The sequence below is a fragment of the Heliomicrobium sulfidophilum genome, assembly GCF_057715735.1.
The window spans coordinates 1,312,781-1,328,431 of the sequence record NZ_JBVTZZ010000005.1 but is presented as its reverse complement, the minus strand read 5'-3'; the positions used below and the strand labels follow the sequence as shown (position 1 = coordinate 1,328,431).

Genomic DNA, 15,651 nt, shown 5'->3' with positions numbered 1-15,651 from the left:
GCCGGGGGTCGCCCCGAATGATTGCTTCCCAAAACGATGCAAAAAAGGTAGTCGCTCCGTGACTACCCCTTTATTTTACATGATCCATCGGGTGCGAACAAGGACTGTCGCTGGCAAATCCCCAGAACCCGATAGAATTTCTATGTTTTATTGTCTGGACGGAAAGGCTTGCAAGATCACGACGCCGAGCAGGATCAACAGGCCGCCGCCCATCTGGGAGAGGTTGAAGCGCTCGCCGAAGATCAGGTAGGACAAAAAGACGGTCCAAACCGGTTCGACGGTGCTGATGATGGAGGCTTGCGCCGGACCGACCCGCTCGATGCCGGCCATCAAGGCCAGGATAGCGACGGCCGTGCAGATGACGGCGATGCCGAGGATGGCCCCATAGGCCCCCAAGGGAAGGGCAAGATTGAGGTCACCCGAAAGCAAGCCGCGCAGGGCGAAGAGAATGGCGGCGAAGGTACAGATGTAGGCCGTCGTCACCAGAGGGGACACGCCCTGGACGATGCGGGCGCCGAGCAGCAGGTAGACGGAGTACATGACGGCGGCGCCCAGACCGAAGGCCGCGCCGACGCTGTCAAAAGCGACCGTATCCAAGGAGGCGCCGAGGACGAGGACTGTCCCCGCAGCAGCGGCGGCGAGGGCCGTCATGTTGGCCCAGTTGGCCCGTTCCCGCCCCATTATCAGCGAGAGCCCATAGACAATAACCGGGTAGGTGTAAAGCAACAGCGCCGCCAGGCCCGGCGTCAGCCGCTGCACCGCCGTAAAAAAGCAAAAGGACATGGTGCCGTAACCGACTGCGCCCAGCAGGGCCAAGCTGCCCAAGGTCGTTCGGTCGACGCGATATTTTTCCTTTCGCACAAACACGGCTGCCCAGAGCAGCGCCGCCGCTATGCAAAATCGGATCGCCAGCACGGTGGGCACCGAAACGCCGTAGTCATAGGCGATAGCGGCAAAGATGGCCATGGAGCCGAAGCCCAGTGCGGAGATGATCACGAGAAAAAGACCCATTTGGAATCCCTCCGGTTGCGAACACAATCGAACTATAGAAAAAGTTACACATGATTTCAAGTGCTGTTTCGTTGATTTAACTGAAGGCTTTTTTGTCCTCACTCCTCTTTGCGCTGCCACTTCCCTAACGGGCTGCCCTTTCCTTTCGTGCTGTTGCTCTAACGGGCTGCCCCTCCCTGCTTTGCCGCTTCTTGCAACGCCGCCGTCTCCCGACGCGCCGCTGCTTCCGCCCGCCCCGCTCCCCTGCTCGCGCCCAGCGTCCCTGTCAGTACGCCGGTGATGACCAGAACACCGCCAGCGATTTGGGGCCAGGTCACTTCTTCATGGAGAAAGAGGACGCCGAAGATGCACCCGAAGAGAGGCACGAGATTGATGAAGAGGGCGGAGGGGCCGGGACCGATGGCCTTGACGCCCTCATACCACCAGACAAAGCCGAGCACCGTCCCCAGCAGGGCCAACTGTAAAATGGCCAGCCAGCCGATCCAGGAAAAGCCGGCGGTCCTCTGGGTCAGGGCCGCCTCGATGACGGCAGCCGGCAACAGCAGCAATGTGCCGAAGAGGGTCGCATAGGCTGTCGCCACCAGCGGCGAAAACTGGCCAAGCATTTTTTTCCCAAGATCGAGTATAGGGCCCAGGAAAGGGGCGCGCCCAGCAGAATCACGTCGCCGGGGTTGAAAGAAAGGCCGCTTAGTACCTCCAGGGAACCGCGCGAGATGACCGTGATGACGCCGATGAAGGAGACGAGAAAACCAACGGCCTGAATCGGTCGGATGCGTTCTCTCAGCAAAAACGCCGAGAACAGCGCCGTGACCAGGGGGTTGATGGCGATAACGAGGGAGCCGTTGGCGGCTGTCGTCCACTTTAGGCCGGTAAAGAAAAAGGCGTTGTAAAAGAAAATCCCTGTCAGCCCCAGGCTGAACAGGCCGAGGATCTGGCGCCATCCACGGGGGCGCGGGATGGCGCCAGATCCTCCCGGCTTGTAGGCTTCCCAGGCGACGAGGGCAAAAAGGACCAGCGTCGCCACCGTAAATCGGCTGGCCGCCGAATAAAAAGGCGGCGCCTCCTGGACCGCCAGCTTGGCGGCGACGAAGGTGCCCCCCCAAAAACAGGTCGTCAAGATCAATTTCAGATAGGTCACTGTCCCATCCCCTTAGTGCGGATAATCGGACTTCACCGACCTGGCTTCGTCTAAAGTTAGATTATACACCCTTTTCCTCGGGGTGTCGCGCAGCTTCCTATTGCGAGTTGCGAGCAAAAAATAACGCCCTGGAACTATCTGTTCCGGGCGTGGCCTGTGAACAAGCCCTATGGGTTTGGGTGAGGGTAAATCAGTAAGGCTCGCCGGTGTTAGCGAACCATCACTGACGTTCGCGGAAGCTGGTTGGCTTCGCAGGGGACAAAAGGCAATAAACTTAGCTTTGGGAAGACGTCTCACCGGCTACGAGGTCCAAGATGTCGTGGCGGCGCAAGGGACGTTTCAAGACCTGGCTGAGTTGGCGAACGTTTTGCAGCAGTTGGGTCATACCCTCGCCGTCGAGGTCGAGGCCGTGATCCCGGAGGAGTTCGTCGAGGGGTTTTCGCCCGCTGTACTTGCCAAGGGCGATGCGGTGGCGGCGCCCCACGTACTCGGGCGGGTAGGCTTCGTAGTTGGAACGGTCTTTATTCAGTCCGTCCACATGGATGGACGAGGCGTGCGTGAAGGCGTCGCGGCCGACGACGGGCTTGGAAAAGGGGATGGGCCGGCGCGTCGACCAACTGACGAGCCGGCAGAGCGAGGGCAGCAGTTCCAAGTGGATGCGCGTATCGGCGGCGCAGCACTGGCGCAATGCCAAGGCCACCTCTTCCAGCGGGGCGTTGCCGGCCCGCTCGCCGAGGCCGCAGACAGTGACGCTGGCCGCCTTGGCGCCGGCCTGGATGGCGGCCACCGTGTTAGCGGTCGCCATGCCCAGGTCATTGTGGGCATGGATCTCCAGCGGAATCGAGAGGGAGGACGCGAGGCGGTCAAAGAGGGTGAAGGTGCGGATCGGGTCAAGGATGCCCAGCGTATCGGAGATGCGCAAGCGGTTCACTTTCAGGCGTTCCGCTTCCAAGCCCAGTTGAATTAAAAACTGCGGGTCCGCGCGGCTGGCGTCTTCCAGGCCGATCACCACGTAGAGCCCTTCCGCCTTGGCCCGGCGAACACACTCGCCCATCTGGTCGATAACCCATTGGCGGTTCTGGCGGAGCTTTTGGGTGATCTGCTGGTCCGACGAGGGCAGGCAGATGGAGACGCTATGGACGCCGCACTTGAGGCTCGCTTCCAGATCGGAAATGACAGCTCGGTTCCAGGTCGTCACTCGCGCCGGCAGGTTCAACTTGACGATGCGAGCGATGGCCTCTTGCTCGTCTTCTCCCATGGCGGGCACGCCCGTTTCAAGTTCATGAACGCCCACTTCGGCGAGACGCCGGGCGAGCAGTTCTTTTTCCTGTGGGGTAAACGCCACGCCCGGCGTTTGCTCGCCGTCGCGCAACGTCGTATCCATCAACCAAACCCGTTGGCGCATGATAACGCCCCCTTACCCTTATATCATTCCGATGGCGTCAGCGCGGCACTGGCGGCAGTGGGCCAGTTGGGGCAGGATGGCAGCTGCCTTTTGTTGGAGCTTTTGTATCAAGGCCGGTGTCGGCGGCGCCCAATCGGCAAAGTCGCCCTGGTTGATCAGGGGCATGAGATTGAGCAGCGCGGCACCGCGGCGCTTCACTTCCCGGGCGAGCGTTTCGACCTTGTCGTCGTTCAGGCCCGGGATGACGACCGTGTTGACTTTGACGGTTCGTCCGGCGGCGACAGCCCTTTCGATGCCGAGCAGTTGCCGCTCGATCAGCAGGGCAGCGCCCGCTTCCCCAGTCAGCCGTTGTCCCTGATAGCGCACGTGGCGGTAGATGCGCGCGCCGATGGCCGGATCGAGTGTGTTCATGGTCACCGTGATGTGGGAGACATTCAGCTTCACCAGATCGTCGAGGCGATCGGCGAGCAACAGACCGTTGGAACTGACACAGTTGATCAAGTGCCGATGATGCTCTTGAAGCAACGAGAAGGTCTTGAAGGTGTTTTCGTTGGCCAGCGGCTCGCCGGGGCCGGCGATGCCGACCACGTTGAGGTAGGGGCCGATATCGGAAGCCAGAGCCTGTTCGACGCGCCAGAGGGCCTGTTCCGGCGTGATCACCCGGCTGGTGACGCCGGGGCGGGATTCGTTGGCACAGTCAAACTTGCGCACACAGTATCCACAGCCGATGTTGCAACTCGGCGCGACCGGCAGGTGAATGCGTCCGGCTTTGCCGTGACCCTGAGGTGAAAAACAGGGGTGGCGAAGGGTCGACTCTGTTTGGTTTCCATCGCAAGATCCGAGACAGCCCATGTTTTCACACCTCCTTCTGATTCATTCTTCTATGTGGCGATTGCTAGATATTTTCATCTCTCTAGCATCGCGATCGGTTTGGCGTTCCCTTGTTTTTAGACCTCTTTCGGCGCGAAGGTGAAGCAGCGCTTGGCGCAGGTCCGGCCGCAAGCCTGGCAGCCGATGCAGCGGTCCTTGTCGGCGATGATGGCGATCATGCGCTGCATGTCGTCTTCATCCATGAAGGTGTCAAGGCCGAGAGCGCCCTGGGAGCAAACCTTGATGCAGCGGCCACAGCCCATGCATTTCATGGGGTCGATCGCTTCGACGAATTTGGGGATCCATTCTTGACCGCCGTAGGTCAATCCGGTGAAGGTAGCCATATGGTTAGTCCTCCTTCGTCATTTTTTCTTGTTGGAGCCGTTTGCGCAGCCACGGCGGCGGGGAACCGGCCAGCAGGGTTTGCAGGCGCCTCAGTTCCTCCTCAATGGCCGTGCCTTCGGGCACTTTCAGCGGGTGGATTCCGCTCTGGACCAGGCGGGCTGCTGCCGGGCCGCCGATGCTGGTGCAGTAGGCGACGGCGCAGCCGTGCAGGATCTGCATGCGGTTTTCGACTTTATCCTCTTTGTCGGCGTCTGGGGCGAACTCCTGGGGGCAGTAGACGATCCCCTTTGATGTGATCGCTTCAGGGGTGACGTCATAGAGGGCAAAGGCGGGAGCGAGCCCGAAGTGGGCGTCGATGCGGGTCTGGCTCTCGGTGGCAAAAGCGACGAGCATGATAGGCGCCTCCTTACACAGCCATGGCGTTTAGGCAGTCGATGAGGAATCGCTGGGTTCCCCGGTAGCCGATCCAGACCGTCTGGGGCGTGCCGGCCCGGTCAAAGACGGGAAGGCCGGCGCGCAGGTGGGGGATGTTTAGGGGCAGGGCCGCTTGGCGGGCGTTGGAGTTGGCGATGATCAGGTGGCTGCCGGCGGCCGTCTCTTCCAGGTGTTCTAAGTCGCCGACGGTGACGGGGATACCGGAGGGGACCGCGCTTGGGTCAGGGGCGGTGGCGGCCAGGGCGGTCTGGATGATGGCGCCGAATTCGGCGAGACAGCCCGAGAGGCTCAACAGGAGGTCTGATTCGAGGGCTAGGGCGATTTTTTTCTGGCCGATCTGGTCGTGGTAGTCGGCCAGTGTATCCAACAGGCGGCTCCGCTGCCGGAGCAGTCGCTCCGGGATGGGCCGTCCCGAGATTTGGCACAGTTTGAGGACGAAGATGTCGACGGCTTCCAACCCCGTCAAGGAGTGGACGGCCATATGGGGCACGCCGTGCATCCGCTGGAGCGCCTCGCCGACGACGGCCATGCTGTGGCCGAAGGAGAAGGCGGCGACAGCGCCGGGGATGCGGCGGATTTCCTCTAAGGTGATGCCGCCCTGTACGACTGGCGCCGGGTCGAGCTCGGAGTGGCCGTCCAGGGATGTGGAGATGTCCGGCAGAACAAGCGGTGTCAGTCCGAAGAGGCGCACCATGTCTTTCAATTCTTCTACGTCGGCCGGGGTGAGATGGACGCCGGGAAAAAGGGCGACGGTCTTTGCTTCCTGCGGCGCGGGGTCCTTGGCCAGCGTCTGTACGAGGGCCAGGGCGGTGCGTTGGTAGCCTTCTTGCAATGAACCGACGTAGTCGGGCGTCTTGGCCAGGACGACGGGCAGATCGCTCAAGTCGGGCCGCTCCTGGCGCAGGGTGGACCAAGCGCTTTCCATGTCATCGCCGAAGGTTTCCGTCAGGCCCGAACTCATGACGCCGATGATGCGTGGCTTGAACTTGTCGGCCGCTTTGGCGATGCCCTTTTTCAGGTGTTCCCAGCCGCCGAAGATGGCCGTGTCCTCCAAGAGGGCTGTTGAGTTGAGGGGCACCGGTTCTTTGAAGTGGCGCGACAACTGGAGCCGGATGAAGGTGGAGCATCCCTGGGAGCCGTGCAGGAGGGCTAAAAGCCCGTCGACGCCCATGTAGGCCAGGGTGGCGCCCAAAGCGGGGCTATTTTTCTGGGGGTTGCCGGTATAGCTTCGAGGGGCGAAGGCTGTGGCGGTCATTGCGCGTCACCTCCTGCCGGAAAGGGTTGCCGCATTTTTTCCCAGACGGGGCTGAAGACGGTGCGGGCGACGGCCTTGGCGAAGGTGATCATGCCGTCATAGCCGGCGTAGGGCAGGCTGCGTCCGTGGTTGATGTCGAGAAAGGGGGTTCGCGTCTTGTGGGCTAGGTACTTCGTTTTGCCGCCCGCCACGATCAGGTCGGGCGCTTTTTCTTTGATCAGGGTCAGGAATCCGGCGGCGCTGGTGTCTTCGATGATGTGGGCTTCCGGATCCATGAGGGCTTTCATGCGCAGGAAGTCTTCCGGTGTCGAGTTCTGGGTGCCGCCGGCGAGGACCTCGATGCCCAGTTCCTTCAAGGTGGTGACCATGGACCAGGTCTTGACGCCGCCGGTGAAGAGGACGGCCCGTTTGCCTTCGAGCCCTTGCTTATAGGGCGCGATGAGGGCCCGCGTTTCGGCCTCTTTTAGCTGGATGTGGGCTTCTGTCCGGGCGATCAGTTCGGCGTCGCCGAAGGCTTCGGCGATGGCCCGCAGGGTGTTGCTCGTGTCGTCGATGCCGTAGAAGGAGCCTTCGATGTAGGGGATGCCGTATTTTTTCTCCATCTGCTTGACCAGGTTGGTCAGGCTCTTCGAGCAGACGAGGATGTTCAGCTTGGCCCGGTGGGCGGTGCGCAGGTCGTCGAAGCGGGCGTCGCCGCTGATGCAGGATTGCAGTTTGACGCCGATGGCTTCAAGCGAAGGCTGGACGCCCCAGAGGTCGCCGGCGATGTTGTACTCGCCGATGAAGTTGATGGCGAAGGGGTGGGTCGCTTCCGGCTCGGCCGTGCCGATGACATGCTGGAAGAGGACTTCGCCGGAGACCCGGTTGCCGATGTTTTTGTCACCGAGGAAACCGGGGGCGTTGACGGGGATGACAGGAACGGGGACCTGCGCCTGGGCTTGCCGACAGGCGGCTTCCAGGTCGTCGCCGATCAGGGCGGACACGCAGGTGGCATAGACAAAGACGGCCTTCGGCCGGTGCTTCGCGGCGATTTCGATGATGGCCTGGACGAGCTTTTTCTCTCCTCCGTAGACGACATCCATCTCCATCAGGTCGGTCGTCAACCCCCGGCGGTAGAGCTGCGCCCCCGAGGAGCGAGCGCCCCGGTTATCCCAGGAGTTGCCGGCGCAGGCAATGGGCCCGTGGACGACATGGGCGGCGTCGGTGATCGGCATGAGCACGACCCGGGCGCCGTCAAAAGCGCAGGATCGCTCGGCGCCTTCCCCCGGCAGCGCTTTCATGCAGAGTTTGGGCGCGCCTTTGTCGGTCAAAGGGCATTCCTCGCGCAGGTTTAACTTGGACAGATTGACAAACACCGGCGGCACCCCCTATTCCACTTTTTCTCAGTCAAAGCAATTGCTTTTTGCCGGTTCTTATCCGTCGAAGGCTCTTTTGCGTAGGCTTCAGGTGGTAAGGCAGTATACTTTTCGCTGAATTTTCGTTGCCTTTTTCTTGGCCCCACTGCCACAGTTTTTCAGTTGTGACGTCAAGGGGAGCGCCTCCGGCGGCGGCTTCCCACCACCGGAGTTTTTCTAGCACCCATCCACTTGCGGCGTAACGTCGGATTAGCGCATCAGTTCGAAGAGACGGTCTGGGCAGGTCCGGTCGACTTGGTCCATGAAGGTGTTGGCGATCATGGTGACCAGGTTGATGGCGCCCTGGTAGCCGACGATGGGGCTGCGGTGCAGGTTGACGCGGTCCATGATCGGGAAGCCGATGCGGACCAAGGGGATGTTGGCGTCCTTGGCGTCGAACTTGCCGTGGGAGTCGCCGAGCAGCATGTCGACGGGCTCCGTCATCAGCAACGAGCGCAGGTGCCAGAGGTCGCGGCCGACGTGGACGCCGCAGTCCTTGCCGAAGGGGCTGGCATCGAGCACCGCTTGGATGTCCTTGCGGAACTGCTCGCTGCCGTTGGTACAGACGATGTGGGCCGGGATGCCGCCCATTTCGAGGAGGAAGCCGGTGAGGCCCAGGAGCAGGTCGGGGTCGCCGAACATGGCGAAACGCTTGCCATGGATGTACTGGTGGGCGTCGGTGGCCGAGTCGACGGCGCGGCCGCGCTCTTTTTCCAGTTCCGCCGGGATCGGCTTGCCGGTCATCTCCTGAAGGGCCATGAGGAACTTGTCGGTATTGTTGATACCGATGGGCATGGTGACCACTTCGGTGTTGATCTTCTGGACGTTTTTGACAAACTTGTAACTGCCGATGGTGGAGTAGCGCTGCATAAAGATGAAGCCGGAGGCGTTCAGCGCGTCCGCCAGTTCCGCCATAGGCGTGCCGCCGGGATAGATCTGATACTCGCCGGTATGGGGCGAATCCATGGCTTCCGTGGCGTCAGGCAGCATCGTCATGGGGATGCCCATGGCCGACACGAGGCGCTTGTATTCGCGCAGGTTGCCAGGGTAGGCGTCAAAGCCGGGGACGACATAGAGGCGGCCGTTGGTCCATCTGCCATGGCGCGGGTCGGCCAGGGACTGGAGCAGGGCTTTGAACATGTTGTCCCAGCCGGTGATGTGGGAGCCCACGAAGGAAGGCGTCTGGGCAAAAGCGATGGGAAAATCCTGGGGCACCGAGCCGGCGTTGCGGGCGTTGGCGATGAAGGCGTTCAGGTCGTCGCCGATAACCTCGGCCATGCAGGAGGTGAAGACGCCGATCATCTGGGGCTTATAGACCTGGTAGGCGTTTTTCAGGCCTTCGATCAGGTTGGCTTGACCGCCAAAGACGGCCGAGTCTTCTGTCATCGAGTCAGAGACGGCGGGAACAGGCTCGCGCAGGTGACGGTTCAGGGTGTTGCGGAAGTATGCGGCGCAGCCTTGCGAACCGTGGACGAAGGGAAGGCAGCCGTCGATGCCGAGGGCGCAAAGGAGGGCGCCCAGGGGCTGGCAGGCTTTGGAGGGGTTGATGGACAGGGCTTTGCGGTTGAAGTTCATCTCCCGGTATTCGGGCGAATTCAGCCATTCTGCCACTTCTTCTTTGGACTTCGTACAGGCGCAGGTGTTCTCACTCATTTGCGCACCTCCTTCGCGTCTTTTTTCCAGGGCGCCTTGGCCAGTCCCCAGGTGGGGCTGCTCAGGGCGATGTCCATGTCACGGGCGAAGATGGGGAAACCGTCATAGGCGTGGTAGGGACCGGAGTAATCCCAAGAGTGCATCTGGCGGAAGGGGTAGCCCATCTTTTCAAAGACGTACTTTTCCTTGATACCGGAGCCGATCAGGTCGGGACGCATGCGGTTGACGAACTCTTCGAATTCGTAGGCGGTCACGTCGTCATAGATGATGGTGTTGTCACCCATTATGGGGAAGGTGCGATCATAGTCGTCTTTGTGGGCGAACTCGTAACCGGTGCCGACGACTTCCATGCCAAGGTCTTCGTAGGCGCCGATGACGTGGCGGGGACGGAGGCCGCCGACGTAGAGCATGACCTTCTTGCCTTCCAGGCGCGGGCGGTACTTGTCGATGACGGCTTGCATGAGGGGGTCGTATTTGGCGATGACCGCTTCCGCTTTTTCCTGGATGGTCTCGTCGAAGAAAGCGGCGATTTTGCGGATCGATTCTTTGATCTTGGTGGGGCCGAAGAAGTTGAACTCCATCCAGGGAATCCCGTATTCCTCTTCCATGTGCTTGCAGATGTAGTTCATGCTGCGGTAGCAGTGGATGAGGTTCAGCTTCACCTGGTGGGCTGTTTGCAGCATCTCGATGGTGGAGTCGCCGGTCCAGGTGTTGCGTACTTTGAGGCCCATCTCTTCGAGGATCTTGATGGAGGCCCAGGCGTCGCCGCCGATGTTGTAGTCGCCGATAAGGGAGACGTCATAGGGTCCGGGATCGGGACGTTCTTTTTTCGCCAGCAGGTGGTCGCGCACAGCGTCGTTGGCGATGTGGTGGCCGAGGGACTGGCTGATGCCGCGGAAACCTTCGCAGCGGACCGGGACGATGGGAATGCCCAGTTCCTTGCTCATCCGCTTGGAGACGCTCTCAATGTCGTCGCCGATGAGGCCGACGGGGCACTCGGACATAACAGAGATGCCTTTGACGGTCGGGAAGAGTTCTTTGACTTCCCGGCAAAGTTGCTCCAGCTTCTTGTCGCCGCCGTAGACGATGTCGCCTTCGGTGAAGTCGGAGGTGAACTGGAAGGGGACGAAGTTATCGACGCCCAGGTTGCCTTCCGCCAGGTTCCGGCGGTTGCCCCAGGAGTAATAGCCGCAGCCAACAGGTCCGTGGGAGATGTGCACCATATCTTTCACCGGTCCGAAGACAACACCTTTGGCGCCGGCGTAGGCGCAACCGCGGGCAGTCATCAGGCCGGGGACTGTCTTGGAGTTGGAGCGAATCGAGCAGGAGGCGCAGCCCTCTTCCTTGACGGTGATGTGCTTGGCACGCATCTTCTGAGCTTTTTCGGGATAGACAGAGAGGACCTCGTCGACCATCTCTCTGCTGGCATAACCCTTCGAATCTTGCTGTTCAGCCATGAAGCTACACCTCTTTCCTTTCTAAAATTGGGTGTTATCGCTTAGCCAAGCTTGGCGGCTGCCGTTTCTTCGTCTTCCAGGATGCCGTACTGGATGAGCAGGTCTTCCAGTTCGTCCATGGTGAGTGGCGTGGGGATGACGAGTTTTTTGTTTTCGTCGATCTTCTTGGCCAGGGCGCGGTATTCGTCGGCTTGGGGATGATCGGGGGAGTACTCGATGACGGTCATCCGGCGCAGCTCGGCCCGTTGGACTTGGTTGTCACGGGGCAGGAAGTGGATCATCTGGGTGTTGAGGCGTCTGGCCAGCTCGTCGATCAGTTCGTATTCCTTGTCAACCTTCCGGCTGTTGCAGATCAGGCCGCCGAGACGGACTTTGCCGGAGGAGGCGTACTTGAGGATGCCGCGGGCGATGTTGTTGGCGGCGTACATGGCCATCATTTCGCCGGAGGTGACGATGTAGATCTCCTGGGCTTTGTTTTCGCGAATCGGCATAGCGAAGCCGCCGCAGACGACGTCGCCGAGAACGTCATAGAAGACATAGTCGAGGTCAGGGGTGTAGGCGCCGTTTTCTTCGAGGAAGTTGATGGCGGTGATGACGCCCCGGCCGGCGCAGCCGACGCCAGGTTCCGGACCGCCCGACTCGGCGCAGCGGATGTCGGCAAAGCCGGTGAGGAGCACGTCTTCCAGTTCGAGGTCTTCGACGGTGCCTTTTTCACGGGCCAGGTCCATGACGGTGGCCTGGGCTTTGGAGTGCAGGATCAGACGGGTCGAGTCCGCTTTGGGGTCGCAGCCGACGATCATGACCTTTTTGCCCATCTCCGCCAAAGCGGAAACGGTGTTTTGCGTGGTGGTGGACTTACCGATGCCACCTTTTCCGTAAATGGCGATCTGCCGCATGGGGAATTCCTCCTTCAGTCTCCATAGATGTTTTTAGATGACGGCTTCGGAACCCCGCTCTTGGGTCCGCACACGAACGACTTCTTCCAGGGGACAGACGAAGATTTTGCCGTCGCCGATGTGACCGGTCTTGTTGGCCGTGATGATGGCGTCGACTGCTGCCGACACCTGATCGTCTTGGACGATGATGGTGAGCATGCGTTTGGGGATCCACTTGATCTCCGGCTCCATACTCTGCAGGGCCGCAGAGGTGAATTTGTTCAGTTCCGGGTCGACCTCGGCGGCCCAACCGCCGATGCCTTTTTGTTTGCCCCGGCCTTCAACGCTCTGGATAGTCAGCGCCGGGAAACCGGCTTCTTCCAGGGCCGTTTTCGTTGCCGGCAGTTGGTGGCGTCGGATGAAGGCGACGATTTCCTTCATAAAATTACAACCCCCTTGCCCCCGTACGTACGGTGTAGGCTTCTTCCACTGGAGTCACAAAGATCTTGCCATCACCCATGGAACCGGTTTTGCCGGCTTCGATGATGATTTCGACGGCTTTTTCGACGCTTTCGTCTTCGACGACCATCAGGATCATCGTTTTGGGGAACTCATCATAGACGACGTCGCCGATGCGCATCCCTTTGGTTTTGCCGCGACCGAAGACGTGCATTTTCGTGAGGGAGGTCAAACCCTCCGTGGCCAGGGCTTCCGCGATGACTTCGGCTTTTTCCGGCCGAATGATGGCACGGATCATTTTCATGGAATCAACGCCTCCTCTTTCTTATTGGGGATAGTGAATGGCTTGGGGAACCCTCAGGGAAGGAAACCGAGGGCATCACCTCCTTACGTGGTCGGGAAAAAACTCTCCCGCCGGAGAAACAGAAAGAGCCCTTGGTTTTTATTGACCAAAGGCTCTCTCATCCGCTGTAAACACTCCAGCCCCGCAGAAGGGGTGGCGCCCGTTTTCCTTATGAAGTTGTGCCACCGCTGCTCTGACTCTTCTCTGGCTTTTCTCTCGCTCTGCTTTAACCGCTACGTCCGCTGGAATCGACTCGCTCGGATCATTCTCACTGTTTTCTCGAAAAAGTTGAAAAGTTCTCTTACAAGTGCATGTATCCCAATCCAACCCGGCTGTGCTCCGTCAGGGGATGGACGGAAGACTTTCCGAAGATGCCGACAGCCACCCACCGGCTATCGGAGATGACGCTGATTTTGAGGGCGAGGCTGGCGTTGTTGGCCGTTTCGAGGAAGATTCCCTTCATGGCGTCGACGGTGGCGTGCAGCACGGCGTGGACCGATTCCGGTTTCCCTTCGATAACTTTCGCGTTGATGGCAGCGGCGATGACGGAATTCGTCAGTTTGCCGGTGCTCTGCAAGGCGCTTACGGTGCCTCCCACTTCGGTGACGACGCAAGCCAGTCCCATCTCTTCCCCATAGTACTGGCGAAGACGGTATTCTTTCTCTCTCGTCTCACTCATGGCAAGCATCATGGCGGCGCGCTCTAAAGAGGGTTTGCCCTCCTGGGCAGTTGCCTTCATCTCTTAAGTCCCCCTTTTCGCGTTCTTACAAAGACAAGGATAAAATGAAAAACGCCATTTTGAAGTTCTCACTTCAAAATGGCGTCGATGCCACTGTGCTGGGGAGTCCGTTGAGTGATGATATAAACATAAACTGGTTTTCACTTTCTGTCACCCGGTGAAAACCGGGGAAAACCGTTAAATAACCTTATGTACCATTTATATCTTCCGGTATCTCCATTTTTTGAACGATTACATATAACTGTTTGATTTTGGCTGTCCCCTATCGGCAGGAGATGAAGGGGTGACCTTGTGCGCCTCAATGTATTCAGACCTGAAACCGTGAAAGCATCTGATTGAGTCCCTTGACCTGTTCTTGGGCAGAAACCGCTTCTTTATCTACCTCGACGACGTTCATCACGATATGAGAGGTCTTCTCAGCAATCAACTGCACACCTATGGCGCCTTCAGAAACAGCCTTCGTCACTTCATTGATCGCTTTGATCAATGAAGCCAACGCTTGATGAGCCTCATTGGCCATTTTTTGAAAATCATGGGCAAGCCCATCAATCGCTTCGCCATCCTGGGCGTATTGGCCAGTCATCTTCAACATGGACTGGTAATCCCGGATGATCCGGTCTTCTACGAAGTCCATCAACTCCTGTGCGCTTTCACCAAGCCGTGCAACGGCGGTAAGAACGGAGGCTGTCGTCGTTTGGATCGAAGTAACTGCACTGGTGGCGTTATCGGCCAGTTGACGAATCTCATCGGCCACAACAGCAAAACCACGCCCGGCTTCTCCTGCACGAGCCGCTTCAATCGCCGCGTTTAAGGCCAATAGGTTCGTCTGCGCCGCAATTTCCAAGATGGCGTCGGCAAAGTGCGCGATCGCTTTCGCTTCTTGAGCTTCTGCCAAGGCTTTTTGCAACGTTTCTTTTGACTGCAAGATCAATCCTTTTGTTTCTGCCTGAGCCAACAGAAAACTCTCTTGCCCGGTCGCTGCTCGCTGACGAATGGCTTCCGCCTGAAGGACGCCTGTTTGAGATTTTGATGACACCGTAATCATCATAGATTCAATCTGATGAGAGGTGGCGCTCATCTCTTGGGCAGCAGCGGCTGATTGTTGTATTGTCGCCGATATCTGCTGCACTACCGCTGATGCCTCGCTTGTCTGTGCATTCAACTGGCTCACATAGTCTTTGATTTCAGCATTGCTTTCCGCTACATGTGTCGCAGTCGTCAATGTTTGTCCAATCAATTGTCGTAGCGATGACTGCATCTGCATCAAGGACCGGGCGATCCGGCCAATTTCATCCTTTTGCTGCATCATTTTTTCGGGCAGTGACGATGTAAAATCACCGTCGGCAATTTTCTGCAGTTGGACGTCAATATCACTGATTCCCTTCGTCATCCGGCGAACAGTCGCCAAAACACCCGCCATCAACACCACAAGGGCCAACAAGGACGCGGCGATACATATGTTGCGCATCAGATGATAGGGGGCAAGGATCATCGATTCGGGGATTACGACGGAAAACGTCCAGTGTTCTTGTGCGCCGTCCAGGTGTATGGGCGCGTGAAACTCGAGCTGCCTCATCCCTGGTTGTTCAGAATCGGTCCATCCAAACCATTCCTGTCTTTCTTTGATCTTTTCCAGCGTCTCTGTTCCATTCCGTTCAGTGTCTGTGATATTTTTCATAATCCAATCAGGACGTTTCCCATGAGCGACCACGTGACCATCGTATGAGGTGATCTTCCCATATCCCCCCATCGGAGTAACCTTTTCTACGACGTCCTGAAACGCCTTTACGTCTACATCTACCGCGACAACACCGATAAAATTCCCTGAAACATCGGTAAGGGGAGAGGAGACGGTTACCATGGCGATGCGCTTGCCGTTCACTTCATAGACATAGGGATCGGTCAAGGATACTTTGCCGCTGTTTTTGGGTTTTTTATACCAATGTGCATTCGCTTGGTCATAGCCGACAATGGGCGTAATCGAGATTTTTCCATCCAGTTGCGCCACGTAGGGTATAAAACGCCCCGTCTGATCATGAAAGGTTTTGTTCACATATTGTTCATCTTTTCCATCGAATCCATTCGGCTCAAAGGCGACGGCAATTCCTATCAGCTTATTCTTCGCCTCTCAGCGCCTAGGCATCCGCCGTATGCCCTTACTAACTTGACCTTATTTTCGATTATTGTCGTCGCGTTGCCGTTTGGGTGGTTACCTGTTGCGTTGCCGCTTGGGCGACACCTGTCGCGTCTTCGCTTCGACCGTAATCGCTTG

At 58.7% G+C, this 15,651-nt stretch carries 16 protein-coding genes; all 16 read right to left on the bottom strand.

Annotated features, from left to right (window positions below; genetic code table 11):
* Positions 1–147: 147 nt before the first annotated feature.
* The 16 genes from AC0CW1_RS11975 to AC0CW1_RS11900 all read right to left on the bottom strand — a co-directional run bounded on the left by AC0CW1_RS11975 (position 148) and on the right by AC0CW1_RS11900 (position 15,489).
* Positions 148–1,011, bottom strand: a complete 864-nt coding sequence (locus AC0CW1_RS11975; protein ID WP_488183273.1) for an EamA family transporter — start codon at positions 1,009–1,011, stop codon at positions 148–150.
* Positions 1,012–1,169: 158 nt separating this feature from the next.
* Positions 1,170–1,592, bottom strand: a complete 423-nt coding sequence (locus AC0CW1_RS11970) for a DMT family transporter (RefSeq protein ID WP_488183272.1) — start codon at positions 1,590–1,592, stop codon at positions 1,170–1,172.
* On the bottom strand, positions 1,520–2,149 hold the full coding sequence (locus tag AC0CW1_RS11965; protein ID WP_488183271.1) for a DMT family transporter: 630 nt from the start codon (positions 2,147–2,149) through the stop codon (positions 1,520–1,522). Before AC0CW1_RS11965 ends, AC0CW1_RS11970 begins: the two co-directional genes overlap by 73 nt.
* A gap of 274 nt (positions 2,150–2,423) precedes the next feature.
* Positions 2,424–3,554: a homocitrate synthase gene (nifV, locus tag AC0CW1_RS11960; RefSeq protein ID WP_488183270.1), complete on the bottom strand. Its 1,131-nt coding sequence runs from the start codon at positions 3,552–3,554 to the stop codon at positions 2,424–2,426.
* 18 nt (positions 3,555–3,572) lie between these two features.
* Entirely contained in the window at positions 3,573–4,406 is an 834-nt protein-coding gene (locus AC0CW1_RS11955) for a radical SAM protein (protein WP_488183269.1), read from the bottom strand.
* A 95-nt stretch (positions 4,407–4,501) separates the two neighbouring features.
* Positions 4,502–4,768 (bottom strand): ferredoxin III, nif-specific, encoded by a 267-nt coding sequence (gene fdxB, locus AC0CW1_RS11950; protein WP_488183268.1) that lies wholly within the window; start codon positions 4,766–4,768, stop codon positions 4,502–4,504.
* 4 nt (positions 4,769–4,772) lie between these two features.
* On the bottom strand, positions 4,773–5,162 hold the full coding sequence (gene nifX / locus AC0CW1_RS11945; RefSeq protein WP_488183267.1) for a nitrogen fixation protein NifX: 390 nt from the start codon (positions 5,160–5,162) through the stop codon (positions 4,773–4,775).
* A 13-nt stretch (positions 5,163–5,175) separates the two neighbouring features.
* Entirely contained in the window at positions 5,176–6,459 is a 1,284-nt protein-coding gene (gene nifN, locus AC0CW1_RS11940; protein ID WP_488183266.1) for a nitrogenase iron-molybdenum cofactor biosynthesis protein NifN, read from the bottom strand.
* Complete coding sequence (nifE, locus tag AC0CW1_RS11935) at positions 6,456–7,814, bottom strand: nitrogenase iron-molybdenum cofactor biosynthesis protein NifE (RefSeq protein WP_488183265.1); 1,359 nt, start codon at positions 7,812–7,814, stop codon at positions 6,456–6,458. Before nifE ends, nifN begins: the two co-directional genes overlap by 4 nt.
* A gap of 249 nt (positions 7,815–8,063) precedes the next feature.
* Positions 8,064–9,506 (bottom strand): nitrogenase molybdenum-iron protein subunit beta, encoded by a 1,443-nt coding sequence (nifK, locus tag AC0CW1_RS11930; protein ID WP_488183264.1) that lies wholly within the window; start codon positions 9,504–9,506, stop codon positions 8,064–8,066.
* Positions 9,503–10,963 (bottom strand): nitrogenase molybdenum-iron protein alpha chain, encoded by a 1,461-nt coding sequence (gene nifD, locus AC0CW1_RS11925; protein ID WP_488183263.1) that lies wholly within the window; start codon positions 10,961–10,963, stop codon positions 9,503–9,505. The genes nifK and nifD overlap by 4 nt, the downstream gene beginning before the upstream one ends.
* Before the next feature lie 41 nt (positions 10,964–11,004).
* Positions 11,005–11,859 carry a nitrogenase iron protein gene (gene nifH, locus AC0CW1_RS11920; RefSeq protein WP_488183262.1) on the bottom strand — a complete coding sequence of 285 codons (855 nt, stop codon included), beginning with the start codon at positions 11,857–11,859 and terminating at the stop codon, positions 11,005–11,007.
* 33 nt (positions 11,860–11,892) lie between these two features.
* Complete coding sequence (locus tag AC0CW1_RS11915) at positions 11,893–12,279, bottom strand: P-II family nitrogen regulator (protein ID WP_488183261.1); 387 nt, start codon at positions 12,277–12,279, stop codon at positions 11,893–11,895.
* A 4-nt stretch (positions 12,280–12,283) separates the two neighbouring features.
* Entirely contained in the window at positions 12,284–12,601 is a 318-nt protein-coding gene (locus AC0CW1_RS11910) for a P-II family nitrogen regulator (protein WP_488183260.1), read from the bottom strand.
* Positions 12,602–12,941: 340 nt separating this feature from the next.
* Complete coding sequence (locus AC0CW1_RS11905) at positions 12,942–13,379, bottom strand: HutP family protein (RefSeq protein ID WP_488183259.1); 438 nt, start codon at positions 13,377–13,379, stop codon at positions 12,942–12,944.
* Positions 13,380–13,686: 307 nt separating this feature from the next.
* Positions 13,687–15,489: a methyl-accepting chemotaxis protein gene (locus AC0CW1_RS11900; protein WP_488184148.1), complete on the bottom strand. Its 1,803-nt coding sequence runs from the start codon at positions 15,487–15,489 to the stop codon at positions 13,687–13,689.
* Between the last annotated feature and the right edge of the window lie 162 nt (positions 15,490–15,651).

Excerpts from the sequence above, each read along its gene's own strand:
- AC0CW1_RS11975 (WP_488183273.1), bottom strand. The coding sequence starts at position 1,011 with ATGGGTCTTTTTCTCGTGATCATCTCCGCACTGGGCTTCGGCTCCATG.
- nifV (WP_488183270.1), bottom strand. The coding sequence starts at position 3,554 with ATGCGCCAACGGGTTTGGTTGATGGATACGACGTTGCGCGACGGCGAG.
- AC0CW1_RS11955 (WP_488183269.1), bottom strand. The coding sequence starts at position 4,406 with ATGGGCTGTCTCGGATCTTGCGATGGAAACCAAACAGAGTCGACCCTT.
- fdxB (WP_488183268.1), bottom strand. The coding sequence starts at position 4,768 with ATGGCTACCTTCACCGGATTGACCTACGGCGGTCAAGAATGGATCCCC.
- nifX (WP_488183267.1), bottom strand. The coding sequence starts at position 5,162 with ATGCTCGTCGCTTTTGCCACCGAGAGCCAGACCCGCATCGACGCCCAC.
- nifN (WP_488183266.1), bottom strand. The coding sequence starts at position 6,459 with ATGACCGCCACAGCCTTCGCCCCTCGAAGCTATACCGGCAACCCCCAG.
- nifK (WP_488183264.1), bottom strand. The coding sequence starts at position 9,506 with ATGAGTGAGAACACCTGCGCCTGTACGAAGTCCAAAGAAGAAGTGGCA.
- nifD (WP_488183263.1), bottom strand. The coding sequence starts at position 10,963 with ATGGCTGAACAGCAAGATTCGAAGGGTTATGCCAGCAGAGAGATGGTC.
- nifH (WP_488183262.1), bottom strand. The coding sequence starts at position 11,859 with ATGCGGCAGATCGCCATTTACGGAAAAGGTGGCATCGGTAAGTCCACC.
- AC0CW1_RS11915 (WP_488183261.1), bottom strand. The coding sequence starts at position 12,279 with ATGAAGGAAATCGTCGCCTTCATCCGACGCCACCAACTGCCGGCAACG.
- AC0CW1_RS11910 (WP_488183260.1), bottom strand. The coding sequence starts at position 12,601 with ATGAAAATGATCCGTGCCATCATTCGGCCGGAAAAAGCCGAAGTCATC.
- AC0CW1_RS11905 (WP_488183259.1), bottom strand. The coding sequence starts at position 13,379 with ATGAAGGCAACTGCCCAGGAGGGCAAACCCTCTTTAGAGCGCGCCGCC.